The organism is Spirosoma sp. KNUC1025 (genome assembly GCF_045160025.1).
Taxonomy (GTDB): Bacteria; Bacteroidota; Bacteroidia; order Cytophagales; family Spirosomataceae; genus Spirosoma.
This window is the reverse complement of record NZ_CP087140.1, coordinates 131029-155736: the sequence shown is the minus strand read 5'-3', so window position 1 is coordinate 155736 and position 24708 is coordinate 131029. Positions and strand designations below refer to the sequence as shown.

Annotated in this window: 26 protein-coding genes; 13 read left to right on the top strand and 13 right to left on the bottom strand. The window is 47.5% G+C overall.

Annotated elements, in window-relative coordinates; translation table 11 throughout:
- Nucleotides 1-39: 39 nt before the first annotated feature.
- The gene (locus LN737_RS31525; protein ID WP_405520632.1) at nt 40-444 is read right to left on the bottom strand and encodes a globin domain-containing protein; all 405 of its coding nucleotides are present in this window, start codon (nt 442-444) and stop codon (nt 40-42) included.
- A gap of 257 nt (nt 445-701) precedes the next feature.
- Between LN737_RS31525 and LN737_RS31520 the strand changes: the two genes are divergently transcribed.
- The 3 genes from LN737_RS31520 to LN737_RS31510 all read left to right on the top strand — a co-directional run bounded on the left by LN737_RS31520 (nt 702) and on the right by LN737_RS31510 (nt 5739).
- Complete coding sequence (locus LN737_RS31520; protein WP_405520630.1) at nt 702-1475, top strand: LytTR family DNA-binding domain-containing protein; 774 nt, start codon at nt 702-704, stop codon at nt 1473-1475.
- Nucleotides 1460-4531: a two-component regulator propeller domain-containing protein gene (locus LN737_RS31515; protein ID WP_231779988.1), complete on the top strand. Its 3072-nt coding sequence runs from the start codon at nt 1460-1462 to the stop codon at nt 4529-4531. Before LN737_RS31520 ends, LN737_RS31515 begins: the two co-directional genes overlap by 16 nt.
- Nucleotides 4532-4653: 122 nt before the next feature.
- A complete protein-coding gene (locus LN737_RS31510) occupies nt 4654-5739 on the top strand; it encodes a hypothetical protein (protein WP_405520628.1) in 1086 nt (361 codons plus the stop codon).
- Nucleotides 5740-5891: 152 nt separating this feature from the next.
- Here the strand turns inward: LN737_RS31510 and LN737_RS31505 are convergent, their stop codons facing one another.
- Genes LN737_RS31505 through LN737_RS31485 form a run of 5 tightly spaced genes read right to left on the bottom strand, consistent with a single transcriptional unit; the run spans nt 5892 to nt 7973 of the window.
- Nucleotides 5892-6272, bottom strand: coding sequence for a hypothetical protein (locus tag LN737_RS31505; protein WP_231779986.1), 381 nt, complete (start codon nt 6270-6272; stop codon nt 5892-5894).
- A 57-nt stretch (nt 6273-6329) separates the two neighbouring features.
- Nucleotides 6330-6851, bottom strand: a complete 522-nt coding sequence (locus tag LN737_RS31500; RefSeq protein WP_231779985.1) for a DUF3592 domain-containing protein — start codon at nt 6849-6851, stop codon at nt 6330-6332.
- Between the two features lie 20 nt (nt 6852-6871).
- Nucleotides 6872-7180 carry a hypothetical protein gene (locus LN737_RS31495; protein WP_231779984.1) on the bottom strand — a complete coding sequence of 103 codons (309 nt, stop codon included), beginning with the start codon at nt 7178-7180 and terminating at the stop codon, nt 6872-6874.
- A gap of 33 nt (nt 7181-7213) precedes the next feature.
- Entirely contained in the window at nt 7214-7519 is a 306-nt protein-coding gene (locus LN737_RS31490; RefSeq protein ID WP_231779983.1) for a hypothetical protein, read from the bottom strand.
- On the bottom strand, nt 7503-7973 hold the full coding sequence (locus LN737_RS31485) for a globin family protein (protein WP_231779982.1): 471 nt from the start codon (nt 7971-7973) through the stop codon (nt 7503-7505). The genes LN737_RS31490 and LN737_RS31485 overlap by 17 nt, the downstream gene beginning before the upstream one ends.
- A 374-nt stretch (nt 7974-8347) precedes the next feature.
- Between LN737_RS31485 and LN737_RS31480 the strand changes: the two genes are divergently transcribed.
- The 6 genes from LN737_RS31480 to LN737_RS31455 all read left to right on the top strand — a co-directional run bounded on the left by LN737_RS31480 (nt 8348) and on the right by LN737_RS31455 (nt 13342).
- Nucleotides 8348-9235: a hypothetical protein gene (locus LN737_RS31480; RefSeq protein WP_231779981.1), complete on the top strand. Its 888-nt coding sequence runs from the start codon at nt 8348-8350 to the stop codon at nt 9233-9235.
- Nucleotides 9236-9310: 75 nt separating this feature from the next.
- Nucleotides 9311-10180: a hypothetical protein gene (locus LN737_RS31475; protein WP_231779980.1), complete on the top strand. Its 870-nt coding sequence runs from the start codon at nt 9311-9313 to the stop codon at nt 10178-10180.
- 268 nt (nt 10181-10448) lie between these two features.
- The gene (locus tag LN737_RS31470) at nt 10449-11054 is read left to right on the top strand and encodes a hypothetical protein (RefSeq protein ID WP_231779979.1); all 606 of its coding nucleotides are present in this window, start codon (nt 10449-10451) and stop codon (nt 11052-11054) included.
- A gap of 20 nt (nt 11055-11074) precedes the next feature.
- Nucleotides 11075-11842 carry a hypothetical protein gene (locus LN737_RS31465; protein WP_231779978.1) on the top strand — a complete coding sequence of 256 codons (768 nt, stop codon included), beginning with the start codon at nt 11075-11077 and terminating at the stop codon, nt 11840-11842.
- 596 nt (nt 11843-12438) lie between these two features.
- Nucleotides 12439-12849 (top strand): antitoxin Xre/MbcA/ParS toxin-binding domain-containing protein, encoded by a 411-nt coding sequence (locus tag LN737_RS31460; RefSeq protein ID WP_231779976.1) that lies wholly within the window; start codon nt 12439-12441, stop codon nt 12847-12849.
- A 16-nt stretch (nt 12850-12865) separates the two neighbouring features.
- Complete coding sequence (locus LN737_RS31455) at nt 12866-13342, top strand: RES family NAD+ phosphorylase (protein WP_231779975.1); 477 nt, start codon at nt 12866-12868, stop codon at nt 13340-13342.
- A gap of 617 nt (nt 13343-13959) precedes the next feature.
- Here LN737_RS31455 and LN737_RS31450 read toward each other — a convergent pair.
- Both LN737_RS31450 and LN737_RS31445 read right to left on the bottom strand, forming a co-directional pair.
- Nucleotides 13960-14958 (bottom strand): hypothetical protein, encoded by a 999-nt coding sequence (locus LN737_RS31450; protein ID WP_231779973.1) that lies wholly within the window; start codon nt 14956-14958, stop codon nt 13960-13962.
- Nucleotides 14955-15920, bottom strand: coding sequence for a ParA family protein (locus tag LN737_RS31445; RefSeq protein ID WP_231779972.1), 966 nt, complete (start codon nt 15918-15920; stop codon nt 14955-14957). Before LN737_RS31445 ends, LN737_RS31450 begins: the two co-directional genes overlap by 4 nt.
- 236 nt (nt 15921-16156) lie before the next feature.
- Here LN737_RS31445 and LN737_RS31440 point away from each other — a divergent pair, with 236 nt between their 5' ends.
- Nucleotides 16157-17554 (top strand): toprim domain-containing protein, encoded by a 1398-nt coding sequence (locus LN737_RS31440; RefSeq protein WP_231779971.1) that lies wholly within the window; start codon nt 16157-16159, stop codon nt 17552-17554.
- A 134-nt stretch (nt 17555-17688) separates the two neighbouring features.
- On the opposite strand, the gene LN737_RS31435 is transcribed toward LN737_RS31440, so the two are convergent.
- The 4 genes from LN737_RS31435 to LN737_RS31420 form a co-directional block, all read right to left on the bottom strand.
- Nucleotides 17689-19011, bottom strand: a complete 1323-nt coding sequence (locus tag LN737_RS31435; RefSeq protein WP_231779970.1) for a replication initiation protein — start codon at nt 19009-19011, stop codon at nt 17689-17691.
- Between the two features lie 828 nt (nt 19012-19839).
- Complete coding sequence (locus LN737_RS31430) at nt 19840-20070, bottom strand: integrase core domain-containing protein (protein ID WP_405520726.1); 231 nt, start codon at nt 20068-20070, stop codon at nt 19840-19842.
- A 126-nt stretch (nt 20071-20196) separates the two neighbouring features.
- A complete protein-coding gene (locus tag LN737_RS31425) occupies nt 20197-20310 on the bottom strand; it encodes a hypothetical protein (protein ID WP_370633210.1) in 114 nt (37 codons plus the stop codon).
- Nucleotides 20297-21037 carry an IS3 family transposase gene (locus LN737_RS31420; protein WP_231779968.1) on the bottom strand — a complete coding sequence of 247 codons (741 nt, stop codon included), beginning with the start codon at nt 21035-21037 and terminating at the stop codon, nt 20297-20299. The genes LN737_RS31425 and LN737_RS31420 overlap by 14 nt, the downstream gene beginning before the upstream one ends.
- A gap of 772 nt (nt 21038-21809) precedes the next feature.
- Here LN737_RS31420 and LN737_RS31415 point away from each other — a divergent pair.
- From LN737_RS31415 to LN737_RS31405, 3 genes are all read left to right on the top strand, one after another.
- A complete protein-coding gene (locus LN737_RS31415; protein ID WP_231779967.1) occupies nt 21810-22016 on the top strand; it encodes a helix-turn-helix domain-containing protein in 207 nt (68 codons plus the stop codon).
- Between the two features lie 140 nt (nt 22017-22156).
- Nucleotides 22157-22441, top strand: a complete 285-nt coding sequence (locus tag LN737_RS31410) for a hypothetical protein (protein WP_405520621.1) — start codon at nt 22157-22159, stop codon at nt 22439-22441.
- A 5-nt stretch (nt 22442-22446) separates the two neighbouring features.
- A complete protein-coding gene (locus LN737_RS31405; protein WP_231779965.1) occupies nt 22447-22785 on the top strand; it encodes a hypothetical protein in 339 nt (112 codons plus the stop codon).
- A 67-nt stretch (nt 22786-22852) separates the two neighbouring features.
- Here LN737_RS31405 and LN737_RS31400 read toward each other — a convergent pair whose 3' ends face one another.
- Complete coding sequence (locus LN737_RS31400; RefSeq protein WP_231779964.1) at nt 22853-24685, bottom strand: type IV secretory system conjugative DNA transfer family protein; 1833 nt, start codon at nt 24683-24685, stop codon at nt 22853-22855.
- Nucleotides 24686-24708 lie beyond the last annotated feature (23 nt).

The window sequence follows — 24708 nt, the reverse complement described above, 5'->3', positions numbered from 1 at the left end:
TAATTGCGATAAACATTAGGTCGCTAACGCGACGTGCGCTTATTCCTTCCCCAGCATAGACCGCGTTAAAGAATCATAACACGCCCGCCAGGCTTGCCGTACCTCTTCGTTCCATTCGCGGCCCAGGCCCTGTTCAAGCGTCCAGAGCAGGGCTTCGCCCACCAGTTGGTAATGAAACGGTTTGACGCCGTAGCCTTCGTGGCGCTTCGCCAGGTCGACCACTTCATCCAACAGAGCGTCGGGACGGTCAATGCGGGCGACGATGAAACTGAGCATAGCCACGAACTTTTCGTACTGAGCGTCCATGGGTCCTTTGAACAACAGACGTACGCCAGGAAATTCCATGAACAGGCGTCTGTAAAACACGTCGCCCAGCAGATGCGGGTCAACGCCCCGCAGCAGCCGCCAGGTTTTTTTTACGATTTGAATTTGTTGGTCCGTCATGAATGCGTTGGTGTCTGCGTTATAGGCCGGCACAAAAGACCAGCGAATAGCGACCTATTCCAAAAATTTAGATACGAGTCGCGTGATTTAGGCCTTTAACCGTTTGCTCTTTTGCTTTAACTGCGGGGACAACGGCTTACGACTAACTGCCGTTTCTGTGTCATTCATTACTTTCTCGTGACGGTTCGTAGCCAAATCCTTGCAGTTGACGGCGAAAAATGGAAAATTTAAGCTTCCTTATCAGCACCTTTCCTGCCATGAACGCTCTGATTATTGAAGACGAAAAATTAGTCGCCCTCGAACTGGCTGCCAGCATCGCCGAGGTAGCCCCCGCCCTGAACATCATCGGCACGGTCGGTAGCGTGAAAACCGCCCTGCGCTGGTTCTCCGAAAACGCCGAACCCGACCTGATCTTCGCCGACGTGCAGCTCTCCGACGGCGTCAGCTTCCGCATCTTCGAGCAGTTTCAGCTTTCGGGGCCGATCATCTTCACGACGGCCTACAACGAATACGCCATTCAGGCTTTCAAGGTCAACGGTATTGATTACCTGCTGAAGCCCGTTGACCGGGATGAACTGAAGCAGGCCATTGGCCGGGCGCAGTCGCTGGTTAGGGCCAAATCCAATGTGGCGCTCGACGTACAAAAACTGCTGGAAGCCATCAATGCGCCGACCAGCCCCCGCTCGTCGTATAAGGAGCATTTTCTGGGAAACGCCCGCAATAGCTGGGTGCCTATCAAAGTGTCGGACATTGCTTACTTCACCCGCGACCAGTTGAATTTTATGATCACCCATACCAACGAACGGTACATTCTGGATTACGATACCCTTGACCAGATTGAGCTACTGCTCGACCCCAACCAGTTCTACCGCGCTAATCGGCAGTGTATCGTCAACATCGACGCCGTGCAACAGGTGAAAGGGATGGCCAATCTCAAACTCAACCTAAAGCTCAAAGTACCGAATCACCAGTTCGACATTGAGATCAGCCGCGACAAAGCTCCCTCGTTCAAGAAATGGCTCGAAAAATAAACATCGTCGGCTGGATGCGGGCACTACTTCTGACCTGGCTCGTCGGCTGGACCGGGGTATTGAATGGTCAGGACGGCCCGGCCCAATTCGAGTTCCGACACATTCAGGAGAAGGACGGGCTATCATTCAACACGGTTAGTTGCTTTTTGCAGGACCGCGACGGCTTTCTGTGGATCGGCACCTTCGACGGTCTCAACCGCTACGATGGTACAAATTTCATCTATTTCAAAAACCGCCGGAGCGATGCCAACTCGCTGCCGCACAATACGGTATGGGCGCTCTGCGAAGACCTCGACGGCAATATCTGGGTGACAACCGAAACGGGCGTTAGCCGCTACGAGAAGTCCACCGGTCGGTTCCGGTCCTGGCAGAACGTGCAGGGCAGGGCGCTGGGCGTGTGCTCGAACATTCTATGCGACAACAAGGGCGATATCTGGTTTACCAGCACGCGGGCCGGGCTGTTTTGTTACCGGCCCAAAAGCGAATGCATGTCCTGGTTTTCCTTCAACCCGAAAGATGATTTGCAGACGGTTTCAACCCAGATATGGTGGCAGTCTTTATTAGATGATCCGTTGAGCGATGGGCTGTGGGTGGCCGATAAAAAAGAAGGGCTTCGGTATTTCGACAAGAACCGGAAGCAGTTTTATGAATACGTCGATGCTCCGGCACTGAACCGTTACAAAGGCCACACTATCACGGCATTAACCCGCGACGGCGACCAGTTGATTTTTTCCGACGAGACCGAGAAGCACATTGTCATCTTTGATTTACGCCGGGGGAGGGTTGTCAAAACGCTCGTCACCCCTCGCGAGCCGGATAGCGACCCGCCGGAGATAAATCATATTTACGTGGACCGTCAGCACAACCTGTGGGTCTGCACGTGGGGCAACACCCTGTTCTTTGTGGAAGGCGGCACCTACCGGGTTCGGCCGTTGCTCCACCAGGATACGAATCCGCTATCCATTGCGGGTACGTTCTTCTCGGCCGGCTGGCAGCACCCCGACGGGTCGATTTGGCTGGGTACCGTCAACGGCATTTCCATCACCAACCCAAAACAGACGTTTTACGCGGTTCACAACATCAATGCGCTGTTCCCGACCGTGAGCGACGAACAGGGCATCATCGCCTTCCACGAGGAGGAGGATGGTTCGTGGTGGCTCGGCACGGCCAAGCGCGGGCTGCTGCACTATCACCCGCAAACCAACCGGTTATCAATCCACAAGTTGCCGAACGCGACGGCCGCTAATCGATACGGCTCCACCGTCGTCAGCATCATGGCCTACGGAAATGACCTGATTCTGGGCGGTAACAACGCACTCTTTCGGTTCAACAAACGAACCGGGCAGTTTACCACCTTACCTACCCCGCCGTTTGTGACGGCCGACAAGCGACTGATGCACGCGTTTCTTTTGCAGGGAGATGAGCTTTGGATTTGGGGCCAGAGCCGACAGATTTACTGCCAGAACCTGCGGACTGGCCAATGGCGTAATTATCCGGTCGCGTCGGCCATCGATAATCGAAAACTGAAGTTCGGCGCTATTCAGCTCGACCGCAGGGGCGGCTTGTGGCTGCACACGAATACCGACGGATTCGTGCGATTTTCCCAGCAACGTGGCCAGTTCATCCCTGCTGACGCACCGCCCGACGACAACTACAACCAAGCCATCAATAATACGATAGCCTCCTGCGAACAGGACTCGACGGGGCTGTTCTGGCTGGCGTCGGGTGGGTACGGCCTTCTACAGTACGACCCGAAGCGCCGGTCCTACAAGCGCTTAACAGAAAGCGAAGGATTGGTCTATGACCACTGCGGGGCCGCCCTGCCGGATCGCTACGGCCACGTCTGGGTCGGAGCTTACAACCGGTTTTCTGTTTACACGCCCCAAACCAGGCAGTTTACCAACTTTACGTTGCCCTTCAATGAAAGTAGTACCAACTACGATAACCGGCTGTTCTCGTTGAGAAATGGCCATATTGTTGGGGCATTACGGGGTTACTTGGTCGAGTTTTTTCCGGAAAAACTGGCGAATCGCTCAGCGGGGTTTCCCAACAAAGTGCTTGTCAGCTATGTCAGCATAGGCGATACTACGTGGCTCAACCACAGCGGCCTATCCGGCGTTAACCTGAAGGCGGAAGAAACTGGTTTTGCGGTGCATTTTGCGGCTTTAACCTCCGCGTCCCAAACGCCCTTTCGGTACAAGTACCGGCTGGAAGGCTACGATGACTGGAAGCAGGCTGATGATGCTGCCTACGCGGTGTATACCCGGATACCCGGTGGTAACTATACATTTTCCGTAAAGGGCGTGGCGGCCGATGGCCGGGAAACGCCCGTCAGCAGTTTAGCTATTCATATCGACACGTTATTTTACCGGACCGTCTGGTTCTGGGCCTGCGTGGGGTTTATTCTGCTGGGGCTGGTAGTCGGGTTTCTATGGTACCGATCTGAACAGGTCGCGCAGGTGCATGATTTACAGGTGCAGGCTACCCGGCTGGCTCGCGACAAATCGGAGATTCAGTACCAGAACCTAATTAATCACCTCAACCCGCACTTTCTGTTCAACAGCCTGACCTCCCTCAACAGTCTGATCAACATCAACCCGCGCGAGGCTTCCACGTTCCTGCGTAAGTTGTCGCTTATTTATCGCTACATCCTGCAAAACAAAGATAAGGAACTCGTCACACTGGACGATGAGTTGACCTTCGTGCAACACTACATCGACCTTCAGAAGTCGCGCTTTGACGACGCCCTGCAAATCAGAATGGACGTTCCCGCCGACTACCGCACCCGCCTGATTGTACCGGTCACGATTCAGAACCTCCTCGAAAACGCCATCAAGCACAATACCATCGACGAAGATAGCCCGCTGGTGATTCAGATTTATCCCGAGCGGGACTGTTTGTGCATCGTAAACAACCTCCAGACGAAAAGCTTCGTGGAGACTTCCAACAAGCAGGGGCTGGCCAGCCTGAAGTCGATGTATCACTACCTGAGCCACCGCGAAATCGACGTCAGCGAAACGGACACTCACTTTACGGTGAAAGTGCCGCTCTTATAACTGGCCAAAAACAACTCATGAGCCGTTGGCAACTATTCATCTGCGTTTCTGCGTCGGTAAGCGTATTTCTTTTTGTGGACGGCACACACGGTTTCAACTTGGTCGGTATAACTTATACGATCATGCCTGGCTATATCTTTTTCGCATTCAGTATTTTGTTCTACGTGGGTCTGGCGCTACAGACGGTCTCTAAACCGGCTTCTGGTGGTGACAATGCCATGGGGTACGGTCTGGCGCTGGCCTTCTTAGGATTGGGGTTTGGGGTCAGCAGTTTAGCGCTGACGATTACACTTTCTGCCAGGGGCGGCTTCTATTGGGTTGGTGCCGAGGCAGGCGGACGCACGGCTACGGTATTCGCAGCCTGGTTGTGCGTCGTGATGACGACCTTTTTCTGCGCTTTGTTTAAGTCGGAGTGGCACAGCAACGACGACAACACCTATCCCCAGTTTCTGCACGGATTAGCCGTATGGCATGGTCAACTTTGGCTTCCGTTGCTCTGGTTAGCGGCCTGTTTTTTGTCGCTTAACACCCATTGGCAGGCAAGTCTTTCGCCCATTGCCCTAAAGGCTCCTTTCTTTGCTGGGCTGGCTATCAGCGCGGTTTTTTGTGGCGGACTGGCCGTGGGGCACTTGCGGGACTCAGTCAGGCAGTCGGAAGCTGAATGGGAACGACAGCAACAGCAGAAGGACCAATGGCACCAGCAAACCCTGGACTTTATTGCCTCGCAGAAGCCCGAAGACCCCATCATCGGCTTATTAGTACACACGAATCAATTTCAACAGAATGATGTTCGTCAGGCAGCCCTCACCAAAATCAAAACCCATCCCGATTGGGAAACGGAAATCTTACTGCTGCTGAAAAACAGGAATGCCTACCGGGAGGTGTATTATTTCTTAGATGGCAACAAGGTCACGCGCTCGCGGGAGTTTACCGAGGCCCTGAACCACAGCATCGGCTGGCTGGCGGAAACAGTCGCCTACGAAATAAAAAACAGCAATAACCTGCAATCCTGGAGCTTCGATTCCTACGGCATCAGCCAGGCGCTCCGGTCCATTGACGGGCAGTTTCAGCATCAGCATGTCGATTTCCGCCCCACTGTTCGCAAACTCACCCAGGCCCTGAAGACCTCGCCAACCGACGACCGGTTCAAAGGCGTCAAGTTCCCTGTTACCGACGAAGTCGATGCGTGGCTGAACCAGCACAAGTGACGGTTTTAACACCAGCGTCTTTCTCAAATGATGGCCTGCGTTGTTGTGACCCTGACGGGACAGGGCTATACACAGGCTACCCGTTATGCTACAGACGTAGGGTTCAGTCCGACATATCGGCTGACGCAACATATACTAATGCTTCAAACTCCTTAAGCCGGTTTTGCGCCTAGCCGTTCGGTCAGTTCCTGTTGCAGGACCGCCAGGTACGGCTGTCGCTTGGCGGGGGTGCCGCTGGTTAGGTTGACGGCTTCGTTCAATATCAGCATCACGTCGGTACGGCCGAGCAGTTGCAGCAGAGCCTCGGCGCAGTTGCAGCGGATAAGGTAATCAAGCTCGTCGCGTTGCAGCACCCGGAACAGCGTCCAGCCTGCCTGTGGCAGCGTAGCCTCCTCGGCCAGGGTATACCAAATCATGTTATACACGCCGTATTCGCCCCGCTCGATGCGGTTGAGGATGGCCGCAACAGATTGTGCGTTATACAGATCGTACTCTTGCTGAGCCGCTTTTTCATAATCTTCCTGCCAGGACACGGTATAGATAGGGTTTGAGTTCGTGGGGGTTCGATTCCATGATTTTAATAGAGAGTTTTATGGTTTCACAACAGAAAATGCAATGCCCAACGAAGCCACCAGCATCGGAAAGCCAATGCCCATCAGGATAACAGGCACCAGCCAGAGGCTCATGAACTCGTCTATTTCGGCCTTTTCTAACTCATTTGGTAGATACACAACCCCTACCGACTGCCCAATGGAATGGCTGGGCTGCGACGACCCCACCGATGAGGTGAACGTAACGGTTTGCCCCGTTTGCGTTCGGTAGCGAACGACGGGGTAATAGACGGTATCGTAATGTGGCTCGTCCCGGTTGAAGCTATCGACCGATTCTTTACCGGCGTGGTCGATTACTTCACCGGTAACCCGTACCGATTTGGCCAGCCACTTACTGGTTTTTCGATAGCTGAAGAAGCTCCCCAGCAGCATGTTGATGCCGATAAAGCCAAACACGGCGACCAGAATAGTCGGGGTTGTTGCCGGCAGCCGACCGGTCAGAAACCCGTAAAGGCCAGCGAGCAGGGCAACGGTGTCGATAAGAAAGCAGAGACGAAGCATGGTTATCGGCGTGATTCAGGTTAATTCCAGCGAACGGGTTTTCCGGAGATAAAGCTAATCAGGATGACCAGACCCATGAGTTGGAAGAATGCACCGATCAGGGCGGCAAAACCGTCCGGAATGCTGGCCAGCACCGTAGCCAGCGTTGACTGACCGTTCTGGTTAAGCCAATAGCTGATGGGAAGACCCACCAGAAGCGTTCCGAAGATGGGTGCCCATACACTGAAATAGTCGTCGTTGGTGGCGCTGCGCAGTCCGTCCAGGAAAAAGAAAACCGCCAGCAGCAGCGTGAAGCCATTGATGACCCAGCAGATTTTTAGGAATGTCATGGTTAAATGAGTTTTCGAGTTGTAAACGAAACGTTAATTCCACCGCCCGTCGCTAAAGAGCAACATGATTACCAGCACGATTGGCCAGAGCAGATAGGACAGCGCCAGGAATGTGAACCCCGGCCCCGCTTTATCCTGCACGATGGCCAGATTGTAGGCCCACCCCAACGTAGTTAGTATGGCAGCGCATCCCAGCAGGAAAATAAGGCCGCTCTTGGTTGTATAGTATGCACTTGGCGGGAACAGCAGCGACCAAAAGGTCATCACGAAATAAAACAAGCTAATCAGGGCATTGATGAGTAGTGGGATGCAGAAGAAGATTTTAATAACCGGGTGCATAGCTGATGGGATAAGATTCCGACGGGTGCGTACTGGCGATGGCCGGGCGCGTGGCGGCCATCATTGTTTCTGCCAGCAGTGTGTAGCAGGCCGTCCAGGCGTCCCGCACGTCGGGCATCCAGTTTGATGTCAGCGCCTGTTCAAGCGTCCAGAGCAGGGCCTGACCGACGTAAGCGTAGTGATGTTCCTGTACGCCGTAGCGCTCGTGGCGCCGGGCCAGCGCTGTTACGTCCTGCACAATCCTGTCCAAATTGTTGAGTCGGCTGACGACGTAGGTCAACATGGTCATCAGCTTGACCGACTGCTCGGGCAGGGGCGTCCGGCTGAACAGCGGACGTACCTCAGGGGCAACTTCGAATAAGCGGTGGTAGAATACGCGCCCAACGGTTTCGGGCGCTACGTCGGCAAGGAGCAGGAAGCTCCTGCGGACCAATCGGGTTTGTTCAATAGTCATGAGTCGTTGCGTTGTTTACGTGATTACGGCCCAAAACTATGGATGCGGCCCGGCCTCGTCAAAGAAGATACACCGAGGGGTAATTTATTCGTAACAGACGACGCAGAAAGCCTGATGAATTGCGAAGTGGCCTGCCTTTCACTCCAATTACTTCGCTGATTTTAGCCTTTCCTGAGCTTACAAGGACATTTTTATCCCAATTAGACCATTCGTTGCCGCCTGCCGACGATTCGTTGGCTCGGGGTCGCGGTTGGGGGTAAAATTCTTGAACCCAGCTTGGTGGGCGGCTCAACTTTGCCCCGTCAATCAGCCCACGGTGGGCCAGATATTTACCTCATCATTCACTTTTTTTCCGACACAAACAACACGTACAAATGAAACACGCATTGGTGCTCATTACCCTGGCCGCATTGGTGGGCCTGTCGTCCTGCGACAAAAACGCCGTTATTGACTCGGTTCAGCCAACCCCGGCCACTGGTGTTGAAGTGCTTACAGCTTCGGCCAAAGCCGACGACATGCCGCCTCTGACCACGCCCCACCGGCTCATCAAGCACGGCAACCGCACGCTGACCTACGACGAGAAGAACCGCTTGACTCAGGTGACCGACGGCTCTTCAGTGACGACGTTCGAATACAAGCCCGGTCATTGCTACTCGACGACTACCCGCGGTGGCCTTGTGGCCAGTAGGGTCGATTACGAGCTAACGCCCACGGGCCGTTGTTCGTACCTAACGTACAGCCGGTTTCTCGGCTTTCACCCGAAGACGAAGCAGCCAAATTACTTCACTACAAAATATTCGTTGGTCTCTTATGCGGAAACAGGCCGATTAGGTCATATGGCGAACGACACGTATGACAGCTTTGAGAAATACGAGTTCAAGTACGATGCAAACAATAACCTCAGCCAGATCAAGTACTACGACCACTCAGGCAAATTAACGCGGACGACGACTCTCACCTACGACAAGCCCTACGCCGGTGCCCCGCAGATTGACTTCTACGAGTTAAATCCCGACATCAACGCGGAGTACATGGACCCGTACCTAAACGTCTTCGGCGAATTCAGCAAGTACTTAGTACGCTCAAAGAAGGTGGTGGTCAACAACATGCTGACGACGAACGAGTATTACAAGTACAAGCTCAACATCGACGGCTACGTAACGGCCCGCGACCGCTACGACGGAGCGACCCACGCCTATCAGGATTCAACCCCGTTCGAGTTCGTAGCCATTCCGCCCATTTTGTCGCCCATCGGTAAGTAAACCGTCGTTGCTGCGGGCGCAGCAATGACAACCCCATCATTCACTTTTTCAACCAAATTCAAACAACACATACCCGTGAAACGCATCTTGTTTTCGCTTGTCCTGGTCGCCGTAGCGGGCCTGACCGCCTGCCAGAAAGAGGCTGATGTTAAACCCATTATTCTACAGGCTACCCCGACCGGCGCTCGCCTGTCGGCCCCCAGTCACATAATCGCCGGACCCCAGAAACGGCTGCTGAGCGACGGCGGCATTACGCTTAGCTACGCTCCCGACGGTCGGTTAAAAACCTATACGTCGGGCCAGTTCAATGCTGAACTGACGTATCTGTCTGCCTCGGCAGCTGACCTCTACCCCGGTTATAAACCAGCTAAAGGCATCCGGTTGCAAGGTATTTTTGAGGGCAAGCCCACCCAATGGACCCTTTACTACCTGCTCGATGCCGAAGGCGTGTGCCAGCGGCTCGTTCTGACGGCACCGGACGGCACCCATTACTTCCAGTACACCTACAATGCCAAGGGCCAACTGATGGCCGTTTCGCAACCGGCGATTCAGCTTTTCTGGGGTTTGCTGTACGATGAACAGGATCAGCTCAGCCGGGTACGTGTTTTCCGGAAGGGTAAGATGGACGAGGAAACGATCCTGAGCTACAAGTCGGCGAACGGCTCGATTCAGCCCAACAAGCTGGGTCATTACGCCGACGTCAGTCTGTTGAACTTCCATTACTTTCGTTACCTGCCCATTTTCGGCAAGTCGGGCAACTTCCTGGTTCAACGCGAGAAGACCACCAAAGTACTAACGGGCGAAACAACGTCGGACTTCAGACTCGACTACACCCTTGACCCGGATGGGTATATCAAGACCCGGGCAACGACGAACCTGCTGACCAACAAAACCGGTCAACCTATGCAGCACACCTATGAGGTAATAAACTCGCCGGTGGAGTAATAAGCCTCGAACCGGCGTAGTGCCCGGCCACAGCGACCCCGTTACGACCGTGTAGTGGGGTCTGTTAGGAACGTCGCGGTTCCAAAGCCACCAAACCGGCCAACGATTGGTGCCGGAACGTCAGCGGTTCATGGCCCACCCTGCGTCATTCAATGCCTAATTTTTGGTTTCGGGCGGGCCGCCGAACCACCTTTGCCCTAAGCAACCGCTCTTGTGCCATAATTAACACCACGACAAGCTTTACAAACAAGCTCATTCACCATTGACAATGACAACCAATCTCCTCTTCTCCGTGCTGCTGAAAACCCTCTTTGCCGCAGGCATGGGGTTTGGGCAACCCAGTAAACCACCCAAAGATTACTTAGGGGTTCCGGGGCCAATTCGGTTTGCGGATAACGCTTACCAGTTAGCCTGGACGGCTCACCCTTCTGCTACCTTCTACAAGCAGGAATACATCGCTGCCGGAGATAAGCCTGAGCAGTTTAAAACCATGCTGTTAGTGGACGTTATCACGAATCCGGTTGAACTTCGCGATGTAGTCCGAACTAAGACTGACGAGCTGCAACGGCTCAAACAACAGAATCCGCTGGTCAGCTATGAGGTGTTTGAACGAAATGGAGAGTACTTGCTCGATTTTCTGCTGAGTCAGAATACCCCCGATGGAAAACGGATCCGGATTGTTGAACGGAACGTGTACCGCTACAAAACAGTCGTGACCAAATCAGGACAGCCAGCGGTGCTTTTGTTTGGCGTAAGCACCCGAGGGTACGACGGCGAGGTTACTCCGTTTTTAGCTGCGCTGAAGGCCAACCGGTCAATCATGCTCCGTCAGTTTAGTCAGGTTAGTTTGCCGCAGATAGCCATTGTCCATTAACAAAAGCTAATCTCAGCCTTATGAAACGCTCCTTGTTCCTGTTGCTATTTCTGCTGGCTGCACTGTCCTGTTCGCAGCAAACCGGGCGACGTACCGACGGCGCTGCCGGGCCTTTACCGAAAAAAGACACGGCTATCTTTACGTGGGCCACCGAATTATGCGACTACCACAGTACGTATCATCCCGACCGGTACACGAAAGAGCAACTCCGGGCTACGCACGCCCTGTGGTTAGACAACTGGTATTTGGAAGCACCGGCGGTGGCAGCCACCCCTGACGAACTGCCCAACTTGCGGGCTGATGCACTCCGCCACGACTATGAGCAGATGCGAACGCACCTCCAGAACCTGACGCCCGTTAATATACCCTTTTGGCAGCAGCTCAAGCAGCGGAGACTACGGGCGATGGAAGCGGAGTACGCGCTCAAGCAATTAGCCATCAGCGCCTATACGAAACCGGAAGTACTGCGTTACAGCCGGTATGATTCGGCGGGGGCTGCTTACGTGAATGCCTTAACGACCGACGATACAACCGCCCTGTTAACGGCCTGGCAACGGCTCCATGAGGAACAGAAAAAAAACAGCGGTCTGCCCGAGCAACTGGACGAAGCGTTCAGGAAAAAAGTCAAAGCCGCCAACCACTTGCAGTTGGCCCGCGTGGAGTTGATGGCCTACGGCTGGTGGAACCACACCCGGCCGGCGGTGTCGTATGTTGAAGGCAATGACCGGATGGAAGCAGCCTTCAAAGCCTTGTTCACTACTCACGAAACCACCTGTAGCGAACCTTAATGCACCCGTATCGTCACTTTATTCAGGACACGCCCGTATGGGTGTATAAGCTGGTGACACTGGAGGTAGAGCAAACCTAAAACGAAACCGTTCCAGTTACCCAAAACCGCCCCACTTAGCAACCAATACGAAATTTGGATCGAGATTAGGAGCACGTTTTCCAATAACACGCGGCTCGATACAGAACCATCGGGCCAGTCGGTGGTGACGGGTTTCTCGGTCAGGCTGAGCAGGCCCAGGGTCAGCAGGAAGACGGGGTAGGTGAAGCGTTTCGGGAGTAGGTTTAGCGGAAAATACAAATGAACGCAAAATGATCTAAAGTTGGCGTGAGCTCTGGGCTTATGTGACTTAGAGACAGCAAAATCCGGTTGGTGTTATCGTTTATTGTCCAACGAATGCTATTCATTGGATTCATCATTTGCTACCAGCCAATGTACTGTATTAACATGACCGTCAATAATTTCCGTTTATGAGAAAACGTCCAATAGCTTTCGAAAAAAGGTACTGGTTTATACGGCGAAAGCAACTGTGGGTTGCAAAATTGAACGACTCTTGGCATATTGCAGTTGTAGTAATGAAAAAAGGCACTGCTTCCTATGGCATTCGCAACAATTCCTCCACAAACGACGGTATACACCCCCTACACCGTCATTGATAAATCCCGGCAGGGCATGCTTCGTTCAGAAGCCGATCAGGTAGCCCAGTTAGCCGGATTGACCGATGTTGAACTGGCCCGCATTCTGAACATGTCGGTTCGCAACCTTCACCGGCTCAAAGCCGACGATAAACTGGCCCGAGATGCGTCCGAGCGATTGCTGTTACTAACCAATCTATTAAAACATGGACTGGATGTCTTCGATGAGGACGCTCAGACACTGGCTGAATGGCTGCGTTCCCCCATTCGTGAACTCAATACCCAATCCCCCTTGTCGCTCCTAGACACAACGACTGGGTTTGGCCTGGTGGATGATGTGCTGGGTCGCATCGAGCATGGTATTGTCGGATAGTTATCCTGCTCTGTTGATGTTAACCGTTTACCGAACCGTTAAAGCAAAGTACATCCATGAACCCTTGGCTACCGAAGGGGCTCGGCTGTTTGGGGGCCGGTGGAATCCAAAGGGGTACCCCCTCCTGTATACTACCTCCTCCCCTGCTCTGGCCTTAGTCGAATCGTTAGTACACCAACCTCGGGTCAAGTACGAAAAGCTGCCCAAGCTAGTTTTGTTTACCTTAGAGCTACCCGATGACTCGTTAACCACTTGGTCGATGAATGACTTGCCGGCTTACTGGAATGAGGAGAGTTACGAACGTACCCAATGGATTTTAGGTGATTGGCTGAATGAGCCCACTACGCTATTGATGGCTGTTCCCTCCGTGGTGGTGCCGATGTCCTACAACTATTTGCTTCATCCGGCCCATGTAGCTTTTGGCCAAATCCGGGTTCTGCATCAGGAGCCATTTCCAATTGAACGTCGACTCTGGCAGCAGGAAGGTTTATAATTCATTCGATTAGCAAACCTGTACATCGTCAACTAAAAGCGGACTTTGAAATGTAACTTATATTGAGCCATTTGGACAAATCAGTTCATTTAGGATCGTTCACAAAAAGGCCACCTCTCATTAATAACTGAACTACTCATAGTCAGTATCCAAAACCGTTCAGAAAAACCTCCAATTGATTTCAAGGATAGGTATTAGAGTTGTAAGCACCGTAGTACCTCCATAATCTGAATCATCTGCTCTGGTTTCCAGAGGTCACTACGACTAAAGCGAGCATACGCTTGTTGATAGGGTATTTTTGCCTGTTTTAGTACTAAACCGATATTTTTTGTATTCTGTAATCGCTGGGATAACTCCAACTGAGCCTGTTGAAAGTCGAGCACAATCTGTTTATCCTGTGCATCGCCCAACGCATTGATAACGTTCGTTAAATCTTCTGAGGTAAGTAGTCGATGTCCAAGTTTCTTTAAATAGATCGTTGCTGGTGAGCCCGAAAGCAGATCATCCGAAGCCTGGGTGACTAGTTCACTGGCTTTGAGCAGGAAGGCAGAATAATGAACTAGAATCTCATATAGGACATTTTGACCTTTATCAACTTCTTATTGACTTCCCTCCTATCATAGATTCTGTTGCTGCAACTGCCGTGCACATTCAATTATTTCATCACAGACCTTTTTTAAATTAACTTTTTTTGTGCTAAGCTGGCTAACCAGTTGATTGAGTTGCTGCTTTAACTGATTTGTCTTGTCATTCGTAATCGATTGGTGAGATTTAACCTGTTGTGGTTTTGATTTTTCTTGAGCTTGATGAATGACTTTTTCTAATTCGGTTTGATTATGAACTAACTCAGAAAGGTAATCAAGTTGTCCAATCTGCTGGATTAAGGCTTTATCTACCTTAGTCTTACCAGATAGTATATCTTGTTTAAACGCTGGTACTAGTTTTTCTAATCCTTGTGCATAAATCCCATCTCGCTTGATTGTTTTTTCACTAACATTAAATTGTTTTCCGAGTTTTTGAGCGGTATTCTGCACTTTTACAGCTTCATCAGCATCAATCTGTTTGTTTTTTTCTTCAACTCTATTCTCCACAAAAGGGACATTCTGACCTTTTTGCTCTACCCGACTATATTTCCCCTTCTCTTGCTTCTCACGCAAATAGCGTAGACCCCGTAAATAGGACACCTGTTCTGGAGCTAAATTACGCCTACCTAACTGATTATCAATCATAAAGAACTTCACCTGTTCCAAAGAAGGGAAGTTCATCAGATGTACTTTAAAATCTAAATGATACTTCTGGCATATAGCATATCGATTATGCCCATCTATAAGAATATAAACTGTAGTATTCGTTTTTAAATCAGGTATGTATCCCCCTTCTGTCTCCCAAACAAGCAAAGCTTCCCGACAACCATTCTGCTTTATATTTTCTTCTAACTGCATAAACTCGTCTGGTGAGAGCGGAGGTATATATGCAGCAAGTTCAGGTAGAACGAGAATATGTTGCTTTATGTCTTCATGCCGTAGTAGACTCTGATCTTTAATCATCGTCTTTGTCTCCAAGGCCATTTGATATTTTTTTGCCATTGAAATGGAAATAAAAAAGAATAAATTCATTTAGCCAAACCTGCCCGTTGCCCGGATAATTCTAACGCGAGATTACGGTAATCAGCGGCACCATGAGAATCCTTTGCATAAGAAAATATATCCTGTTGAGCGATCTGTGATTCTTTTAAGGCAACGTTCAACCGTATCTCTGTGCTAAAAACTGTAAAATTCGTTAATACACCCCCGCGAATGTAGTTAAGCATATCCCGATGAACGTTTAGTCGTTTATCAACCAACGTGAGGACGATACCCTCAACCGTTAATTCGTGATTGATCCGATCCCGTACTTGCATAATTCGTTCAAACAAATTATTAATCCCTTTCATAGCCGAGGCTTCCGGTTGAAGCGTGATTAAGCAGGAATTTGAGGCAACCAAGGCCGAATTAGTGAATATATTCAAAGCAGGAGGACAATCAATTAGAATATAATCATACTGCGATCGTAAACCTGAGAGTACATTCTTAAGCTGATTGACCCCTCCTACTGCCTGGACTAATTCCAAGTCGGCGTTAGCTAATTCTAAATCGCTAGGTGATAAATCGAAATTGCTGCTTATTGATACAATGGGCAGGGGTTCATTTTTTAACAATGCGTGAACTACTTGTTTTTGTGGCTCCTCAATACCTAACACTTGAGAAAGATTACCTTGGGAGTCTAAATCAATCAGCAGTACTCGATTACCTAATAGCGACAGAGCTTTTCCCAGATTTAGAGTAGTTGTGGTTTTACCAACTCCCCCCTTGTGATTGGCAATTGAAATAACTTTCGCTTTCCTGGATGAAGCATCTACATACCCGTATTTTTTTAAAACAGGATATAAAGCTGCTAAGTGTTTCGTATTGAGAACTCGGTCACCTGCCAGAGCTTTCGTAAGGGTAGTCGTTGGAATACCCGCTTCCTGTTCAATAACGGAAGCAGACAATGCCGGATTCCGTTGAAAAAAGGCTATTACATCCGTGTTGGCAAGCATATACAGAGGTCAATATTTGTCCTAATATTAGGACAAATATTGACCTCTGTCAAGTAATTTTGACTTTTATTGCATTATATTAGTCTTTTGATTTATCCGTGCTTATAAATAAGCTTAATCGGTTTAAGCAGGAAAGTAATTGTAAAAAGCTATAGATGTTCAAATCATTCCTAATCAAGGAAATGACTATATTATTTGATTTACTATAATATTACTTGCAGAAGCAGTTAACAGGAATGACAAAATTTGACGAGCTAAAAAAACGTTTTCCTAACCTGATTCCTGTTCAGGAGATACGATCAAACGTGTCTATTATTGAACTGGCCATACATTATGGCTACTTACCAAAGCTACATAAAGGCAGGAAGCGACCTGTATTAGAAAATAAAGCGTATGACGATGTAATCCTCATCAAGCATGCACATGACGCTAATCAACAAGTTTATCAAAGCGTTGGCAACTTCGCCGATTCAGGGACGATTATTAATTTCATTCGTAACCGATTATCAACTGTCTTTTCTAATTTTAACAAACCTGGAGAGGATGAATTTAGAAACATTGTGAGTGTCCTTTACGAATACTTACGTATTGATCCTGAACAAGTTGATTTAAACAGACTGGCGACGAAACACTTAAAAGAAAAGAGACCTAATCCAGTTTTACCTTTGAATTCGCTCGAATTTAGACCGCTAGAAAAAGACAATTATCTACTCACTCGTCATATTAGTTCAGAGACCCTTAATAGTCCAGAATTTATCAACAGAATTGCCACCCAAATCACCTATTTTGATCCCCAAAATAAGCAGGTAGTTGACTTTGCTACAGTAAAAGAGAACCCTCAGCACAAGTTTATCCTGTTTTCAAATGTTGCTTTTCCGTATTACAATGGGCTATCAACCGAAGTAACAGGCTTAGAAATCCGTAATAAAAGTAGTAAACTACATGCACCGGGTAGTAATCGTCTGAATAGCGTTTTTATATCGAACCCTCCTCCAAAAACGGCACACTTTTTTATTCTAGAAAGCGCTATCGATGCGCTTTCGCTCAGGCAATTACGCCATATAGGCGGAGATAATTCGTTTGATTCAGTATATTTTTCGACGGGTGGCCAGCTTACTCCGCAACAGGTAGATACTATTACGCGGTATATCAATTCTATGAAAAAAGTATCTAATTGGAAAATCAACCTATGTTTTGATCGTGATACAAAGGGATATATATATGATCTTCAATTTATTCAGCAGCTACTATTCACCAAGTTTCCGCTTTACCCTATTGCTACAGGCCTTCACAGTATCGGTTATGCATTGCCTACTCAAAAGATATATAATTCGTTTAAAGAAGAATTACTTGAGCGTATTAAAGTCTACAATCAAGCAATCAAGCTGCATCCACAAACACTTTTAGAAACCGACGCTGCCGAATCTACCAGTTTAATCATTACAATTAACCAAACTGAAGATAAAATTATACTCAGTATTCCGGAGGCTGACGTTCCTCTCTCCCATTTCAGCAAATGTTTATTGGAATTAAGTAAACTTAACAAAAGGTTATGTATTAATAAATCCAGTGCTAAAGACTTTAATCAAGACCTAGAACAAGAAAGCCTTAAAATTTATAATCAGGAGAACTAAAGGCAAGTAGTCTATATAATCTTAAAACCCGAGTTGACAGTATTGTAACAGTGTCAATCAAACTAATAACATAAAATTGAATAAACTAACGGGTAGGAGAGAGGTCATACAGAAATACTTACTTTATCAAATTTTCATTCCAAATCCTTAAATACTAATGGCTGAAGGCGTTCAATAGATTGAAAAAATGGGCCGTACATAACTGGGTTTTGAATATTCTCGAAAAGGGATAGCGTATTATTATAAAATCTCCCAAACATGCCTGATTGCATATGTTGGCGAACCGGTTCGTGCCACTCGGGATGGTCAATCAGTAGTTGGCAAGCTACTTGGTGTTTCGTTTCGGTTAGCGCCTGCAATTTTGCCTCTTCAATGGCCTGTTGCCGCTGTCGGGCTTGCGCCTGTTCTTTAAGTTGTTGCTCTACCGGATCTATCTGTGTATCAGCAACATATTTGGAGGTTGGTAATGGCGTATTGATCATTTTCTGTATATAGCCCGCTACATTTTTAATTACCGTCCCTTGTCTTATTTGCTTCAACGTGTAGCTAATAGCGGTACGCACTTGATCTTCCGATGTTTTTTGAAGCCAGTTTATTACAACTTCACGACTAACAAATTGCGCAACAGAAGCATACAATTGATCAGCAAGATGCTCAGTTCCAGAATCATTGGCTCCATTTATAACTTCTTGCTCTTCTTGAGTAATCTTTTTGGCCTCTCTACTCTTACTGACTGAGATAGTTGGTTTGGCCGCAGGAAGTAGGGGCAAGGCTTGGGTAGACATATGAAAGATAACAGCAGCAACTTTGCGATTACTACGCTCTTCTTTCATTTCATGAACACGAATATTCGTAAATGTATTTAAGTCATTACAAGCTCTAAGCAGTACTTTTTGCTTGAAATTTCCGTAAAGCGGATATTCTTTTTCACCAATTTCAAGGACATCTCGAAGCCGCTCAACCGTATAGCGAATAGAACTCTTTTTTAAGTTCATCTGATGGCGTAGCATCATGTATAAACGTATAGAAAACTGACTATGCACTCCTGAGAGATTACGTACGTCAAATTCAAGGTACTCCGAGCGAAGTTGAAGCAAATACGGTTTTAATTCAGGATGAAACGTAACACGAATTGATTCAGACTTAGTAGTGCCGATTTGTGAACTAGCACTAGTAAGAAAGGGAATAACTGTACGATACCGATTACCATCTTCCTTAGTATGATAAAGTACCATTGTTTTGTTGACCAACCGTTCCGCTGCAGCTTTTATACTTTCGTAACTGCGCCCGTCCCGACTTAAACTAAATAACCGGATAATGTCTGCAACGCGTAATTCATACTCACAGAAAGTTACGTCATCTGGACTAATCATGGTTAGCATTGTGAAAAACACGCGGAATTCCATTACGTCCATGCGATACGTAGCTTCTACGATACCGTTCCTACCCGCTTTCATTCGAGCAATCGTCCGTTCACCTACATCTGATCGTCTTCGTAGTTTCGTCTCCTTCGTCATACCCTTGCACTTCTAAATCACATCAACTTAAGTTAATCCAACCGAACTACAAAAAAATTTGTGTTGACTTTTCAGGGTAATGTTTTGTGGTTTTACATGCATACGTGATCTAGGTTATAGTTACGTGTTAGCGGTTATAGATTAGGAGTTAGTATTTAAAATCTGGTTGTCTTACACCTATTAGTTTCTTTAAGGTTTGGACAATAGGAAAAAGAAAAAAGCCATCAACGTTTAAAAGTGAGAGATTACGTCAGCAAAAAAAGCTATTATAGGTTTACTTGAGCTGCATTCAAGCACAAAATACCTTTCAATTGGGTCTTTGTGGTCTACGTGATCTAGGTTATAGATAGATGTGAATTAAGTTATAGTTGGACGAGAAATAGGTTATAGCTATACGAGATGCAAGGTATAGATAAACGTGAAAGAGGTATTACGTGGACGTGTTATGAGTTATATATTTTGAGTCAATATATTGTAAGTCAATGAGTTGACAGTCTCTAAAAAAAACATTATAAAAAGCTTTGAAAAGAAACACACAGAAAGCTATGTGTGTGAACAGTTAAAATGAAATTTTATTTTGGTGATAGTTTTTTGTTAACCTATTATCTAGAAGTGCATAAATAAAAATATGCGGTGGCTGCGTGATACAGGTTATAGTTTAGGGTAGGAGATGGTATAAGTTGCGTTCGGCGTTCTGTACTTAAAGTTCATATTAAAACTATCGCGTGGCGTGTACTGGACTTGCAACAGTACACTGGAGATTTTTTCTTAAGCAGCCATTGAGATAGTGTAAAAAAAAGATTCCTGCTGACTAGGCGTGCGGTAACCTAAGGTCGAATGTTTCCGTTGGCGATTATACCAACTCTCAATATACTCGAAGGTGGCCAATCGTGCCGCAACCCTCGTCTTAAAACGAGTCTGATTGACTAACTCACTTTTGAATGACTTGAAAAAACTTTCCGCTACAGCGTTATCCCAACAGTTGCCTTTACGGCTCATGCTCTGGGTAACAGGTAAGTCTTTGAACTGATTTTGAAACTCGGTGCAGGCATATTGAATACCCTGGTCCGAATGAAACACCAAATGGCTATCTATTGCTCTGTTCCCAAGTGCCATACGCCATGCTTACACACTAGTTTCCACGGCTTTCAAGCCCTCACTCATGGCCCAGCCAATCACCTTTCGGTCAGCTAAATCTAAAATTATTGTCAAGTATAACCAGCCCTCATCTGTGGGAATATATGTGATGTCTGATACCCATCGCTTCGGCGCTCCGATTTTGGCCTGGTTTGTCGGCCGTAAACTCTCTGTTTAGCAGATTTTTAGCCACCGGATAATTGTGGTTTGAGTCAGTGGTCTGCACACGATACTTTTTGTAGATGATGCTACGGATGCCTGCCTTCTGCATGAGTCTAGCGATGCGGTTACGTGATGCTTTTACGCCTTGTCCGCGAAGTTCATCCGTAATTCGGGGGCTACCGTAGCGACATTGGCTCTCTGTATGTACTCGCCGAATGTGGCTTACTAATTGATTTTGAGTTTGTTGTCTACTTCCAACTGGATGTTTACACCAATAGTAATAGCTACTGCTGCTCACATTCAGCACCTTACACATCTTCTCAACGGGGAAAATCTTGGCGTTCTCCTTTATAAATCGGAATGCCTCCCGTCGCTCCTGGAGAAGATGCCGAACGCCTTTTTTAAGATATCGCGTCGCTTCGGCGCTCCGATCTAATTGAGCGTCTCGAAGCTCCTTCTGTAGCCTTTTTATTTGTTTCTGCTCATCAGTGAGTGTCGAATTGGTGGCTGTGGGACGATCAGTTTTCTTATGACGCTGTCGCCATTTGCTGATTCGCCTTGGATCGATGCCCAGTTCACGGGCGGCTTCCTGAATTGAGTCTTTTGCATATGTCAACTCAACCGCCATTTCTCTGAATGCCTCATCAAATACACGTCTTTTGGTCATAATCAACTTGAAGTTTGCCTCAAATCTGCTGAAAAAAGTCTCCAACCAAATGTAGCAAGTTCACTAGGTGCATCTTTTTTGAGGGCTTTTGATAAAGGCTCCACGGCAACTAAAATGGCTTTATCAACTAATTCAGGAAGTGAACCTTTAATCTGAGATATAAAATCCTCGAAATCAGCATCATTCCCTAAACTAACTGTCTTTCCTTCTAATTGAGGTATATCAACTTTTAGCGTTTCGGTATCTTCTAGTAACTGATCTGCTATCAGCTTTTTTTGCTCTTCACTGATCTGTAGACCTGTGTCCTTCTTAATTCTTTCGGCTATATATAAAGCGCCTAATTTTTTAGGATTGAATGTCTATTCTAACAGTTTTTCAAATCCTTTTTGGTATATATCCATTTATAGTTTTGGGGGTGTGAGTTTATTCAATGTCTTCTGATAACGCCAAGCTTTCGCACTAGCCAATGTGCCTTAAACTTTTTGAATGATCTGTACTTGGCCTTTTAACATGGCAAACGTGTTGCTCTGGCCGACTTGCTAAGCGCCTAATTCCTCGATCAGCGTCAACGTAGTCCGATCCCCTTAGCGAGAGTTGTATAGCAATACAAACTTATTGCAGTAGATCATAGTCGCTAAAACAAACGTGGTGTTAAATATTATAAAGAATTATCGCTTACTCAAAATCAAGATTATTTGCCGGATCAAACCGTGACATAAGATTGTCAGTAAGTCAATGTATTATATTTAGAACATTGTTAATAGTATAGGGAATGGAAGATATTAAAGTGCGTGTAGGGCAACAAATAAGAGAGGCTCGAAAAGCAAAGGGACTCACTTTAAAAGAGGCAGGGCGAATTGTCGGTGTTGCTGAATCAACTTTCAGTTTATACGAGAAAGGTAAACAAAACCTGACGCTTGAAACCTTACAAAAGATTGCTGATGCTTTTGGGGCTAAGTTCGATACTGCCTTTAAATGATCAATATTTTTTTAGGAATTTTCTTTGTATATATACAAAGAAACACTATATTTATAGTGTCAAATGACAACAAAAAGGCCCCAACGCTAACATCTTGGCGGAAGAAGCGAAGGGGCGAGAAATCACAAACCATTACAGTTATGATTACAGCACAAAATAACGCTGTTTCTAACAGCAATCAAAACCCCCTTGAGCAAGTGATCAGCTTGCCACTCGTCTCTACTGGCAGTTTCTACGCCCAAATCGAGACCCTTCGCAATGTTTATCTGCTGACCAAAAACCCCTATATGGTCGCCCAACATGGTCGTTTACTGGCCGATGAAGTGCGCATTCTATCGCGCCAACTTGAAATCCTGATTGAAGGGGTAGACCCTCTGATTAAAGAGGCTATAGCGTTCCATTCAATAGAGGCTGAACAGGTATAAGTCCCATGCATAATATACCGCTTGAGAAGGTTGTTTCAGTAAGCAACCTTGTCCGACTCATTCGCCGGATGGATGAGTACGAAACATGGAAACGGGCTGTATTTATACGGGATAGGTTCACTTGTCAGCACTGCGGGGCTAGAAATGGAGGTAAACGGGTTATTGAAGCCGATCACATTGAAAGCATTACATTACTGGTCAAGGAAAACAAAGTAGATAGTGTCGAGTCGGCGCGTGGTTGTAAGGCTCTTTGGGATGTAAGCAATGGGCGAACACTTTGCCATTCATGCCATGAGCAAACGGAATCGTATCCGGGGCGCTTTGTTTCAGACATGAAAAGATGAATTTAGAGGTTCAGGCTCATAGAAAGGCGTCGAAACTCCTTTTCATGAGCCTGAACCTCTAAATCAGTTAAGAAAAAGTTTCCCACCCGTCGGGCTTTTCGGGACCTTTAGGCGGCTTGGGACCGTCAGGTTGATCCGGTTTGGGCGGATTAGGCTTAGTCGGTTTCGTATTATCCCGCACAATTTGGCGAACATCCTCCTTTATTTGCCGAAAGTTGGCCCGTTTTTCTTCCTCGCTGACCGTCGTAAAGGGCTTAATAGACACTGCTCTAGAAGGTTGAGCCATAAACTGAGTAACAAACTCATTGGTGCTCCCTTCCGCAATAAAGCCAGCAAATTGGCCCGTTTGTAGATCCCGAATTGTCTGCATGGGCAGACGGTCCCGCTGCTGAATGGAGGTACTGGCATTCTGGCTACTGGATGAACTTCTATCTCCTGTGCTCTGACCCGATGAGTAGCTTAGATACTCCACATCTTGTTTGCCAAATAAAGTTGTTACCCGTTGTAATGTTTTGGGATTGGTTGAGCGGCCATAAAACTGATTAGACAGATTACCCAGTAACATCTCTGAATGCTGAGGACCTAATTGACCTTCCATCTGCGAGATGTCTTGTACAGCGTACACGGTGGCCACCTTACTGGACCGTGCGGTAGCAGGCAACTCATGAAAGTTCGGAATGAATAGGGTAGGGGCCTCATCCAATATGATGATGCTAGGCAACCTGTTCGGTTTATTCATTCGCTTGGTGGCCGTCGCAATGATGAGGGAAATTAATGGAGAGTAGGTAGTAGGTAAGTCCGCATCGTTGCCTACTGTTAAAAAGCTTGGCTTTTCGGGGTTGTTTAAATCGAAGGGTACTTCATCCCCGCTCATGACCCAAAAAATCTCCGGCGTATTTAGAACGGCCAAATAGCTTTGAACGGTCGTGAATATACTAGCTAGCGTCTTTTCGGAGTCCTGACTACTGGTGATGGCAGCGACCGATCCACGAACCTCTTCATCAGTTGCTAGTAATTCCAGCAAAGGCTTTGGTTGCGTTTCAATGATGAGGCTACTGGCGTGGGGAAGGGTACAAAACTGAGGGTAGTTATTGCGCAAAAACCAAAGACTACCGGTTAATAAGGCTTCGGCGGTCTGTAACCAAATGTCCCGTTTTAAACTTGATTTGTAATCCAGATTACTAAACGTGGTCATGGCTGCCTCCCGGGCGTAACTGGCGTTGGTAATGAGCTTGGGACTTACCGGATTAATCCGGTGACTACGGGTCAAGTCCGTAAAGTTCACATAGTAATTAGAAACGCTACTACTCTCGTAGGCTCCCGCTACTTCCTCGGCCAGAGTAGGAAATTTCCGATCATACAAAATACCCGTAAAGCCCGCGGCTGCGGACTGCTGGATAATGGGTTCAATGAGACTTTTGCTTTTGCCGGTGCCCGGGCCTCCACAAATAAAAATACCCCGAAAAATATTATAAAGGTCAAGAATTCCGTCCTGAGTCATAAATGAAAAGCGGGGCTGATCATCGCGTACCGGCTCGGGTTCGGATTGCCAGCGAAACAGGGGCTTGCCCGTATGAATCCAATAGCCATATACACCCGTTACCACTAGGGTCATGTAAAACCAAGCGGTAAAGGTGGAGCCCTTGCCTAAAAAGAATTTTAAGAATGGCGAAAGCATCATCCCGCAAAAAATCATCACAAGGGCTAGTACGCCAAAGCGCAGCCAAAGTTTATTCCAAAGAATATGATTGTTAAAATGAGTTTTGCGGGTATAGAAAACCATGCGTAGAGCCAAATCAGGAATAAAATCAATTCCCAATTTTCGTAAAAAACCCATCGCAATCATGATCAAATTTCCTGAGAGTATACCGATACCAATGGCATAAATTAATACAGTCATGTTGATGCTAACTAATCGTTGAG

Bases quoted from the DNA above. Each gene is read 5' to 3' on its own strand.
- LN737_RS31440 (WP_231779971.1), top strand. From the start codon at position 16,157: ATGACAAAATTTGACGAGCTAAAAAAACGTTTTCCTAACCTGATTCCT.
- LN737_RS31435 (WP_231779970.1), bottom strand. From the start codon at position 19,011: ATGAAAGCGGGTAGGAACGGTATCGTAGAAGCTACGTATCGCATGGAC.
- LN737_RS31485 (WP_231779982.1), bottom strand. From the start codon at position 7,973: ATGACTATTGAACAAACCCGATTGGTCCGCAGGAGCTTCCTGCTCCTT.
- LN737_RS31450 (WP_231779973.1), bottom strand. From the start codon at position 14,958: ATGAATTTATTCTTTTTTATTTCCATTTCAATGGCAAAAAAATATCAA.
- LN737_RS31510 (WP_405520628.1), top strand. From the start codon at position 4,654: ATGCCTGGCTATATCTTTTTCGCATTCAGTATTTTGTTCTACGTGGGT.
- LN737_RS31445 (WP_231779972.1), bottom strand. From the start codon at position 15,920: ATGCTTGCCAACACGGATGTAATAGCCTTTTTTCAACGGAATCCGGCA.
- LN737_RS31415 (WP_231779967.1), top strand. From the start codon at position 21,810: ATGGAAGATATTAAAGTGCGTGTAGGGCAACAAATAAGAGAGGCTCGA.
- LN737_RS31430 (WP_405520726.1), bottom strand. From the start codon at position 20,070: ATGAGCCGTAAAGGCAACTGTTGGGATAACGCTGTAGCGGAAAGTTTT.
- LN737_RS31420 (WP_231779968.1), bottom strand. From the start codon at position 21,037: ATGACCAAAAGACGTGTATTTGATGAGGCATTCAGAGAAATGGCGGTT.
- LN737_RS31410 (WP_405520621.1), top strand. From the start codon at position 22,157: ATGATTACAGCACAAAATAACGCTGTTTCTAACAGCAATCAAAACCCC.
- LN737_RS31480 (WP_231779981.1), top strand. From the start codon at position 8,348: ATGAAACACGCATTGGTGCTCATTACCCTGGCCGCATTGGTGGGCCTG.
- LN737_RS31525 (WP_405520632.1), bottom strand. From the start codon at position 444: ATGACGGACCAACAAATTCAAATCGTAAAAAAAACCTGGCGGCTGCTG.
- LN737_RS31520 (WP_405520630.1), top strand. From the start codon at position 702: ATGAACGCTCTGATTATTGAAGACGAAAAATTAGTCGCCCTCGAACTG.
- LN737_RS31460 (WP_231779976.1), top strand. From the start codon at position 12,439: ATGGCATTCGCAACAATTCCTCCACAAACGACGGTATACACCCCCTAC.
- LN737_RS31405 (WP_231779965.1), top strand. From the start codon at position 22,447: ATGCATAATATACCGCTTGAGAAGGTTGTTTCAGTAAGCAACCTTGTC.
- LN737_RS31465 (WP_231779978.1), top strand. From the start codon at position 11,075: ATGAAACGCTCCTTGTTCCTGTTGCTATTTCTGCTGGCTGCACTGTCC.
- LN737_RS31455 (WP_231779975.1), top strand. From the start codon at position 12,866: ATGTTAACCGTTTACCGAACCGTTAAAGCAAAGTACATCCATGAACCC.
- LN737_RS31470 (WP_231779979.1), top strand. From the start codon at position 10,449: ATGACAACCAATCTCCTCTTCTCCGTGCTGCTGAAAACCCTCTTTGCC.
- LN737_RS31500 (WP_231779985.1), bottom strand. From the start codon at position 6,851: ATGCTTCGTCTCTGCTTTCTTATCGACACCGTTGCCCTGCTCGCTGGC.
- LN737_RS31400 (WP_231779964.1), bottom strand. From the start codon at position 24,685: ATGACTGTATTAATTTATGCCATTGGTATCGGTATACTCTCAGGAAAT.
- LN737_RS31515 (WP_231779988.1), top strand. From the start codon at position 1,460: ATGGCTCGAAAAATAAACATCGTCGGCTGGATGCGGGCACTACTTCTG.
- LN737_RS31495 (WP_231779984.1), bottom strand. From the start codon at position 7,180: ATGACATTCCTAAAAATCTGCTGGGTCATCAATGGCTTCACGCTGCTG.
- LN737_RS31490 (WP_231779983.1), bottom strand. From the start codon at position 7,519: ATGCACCCGGTTATTAAAATCTTCTTCTGCATCCCACTACTCATCAAT.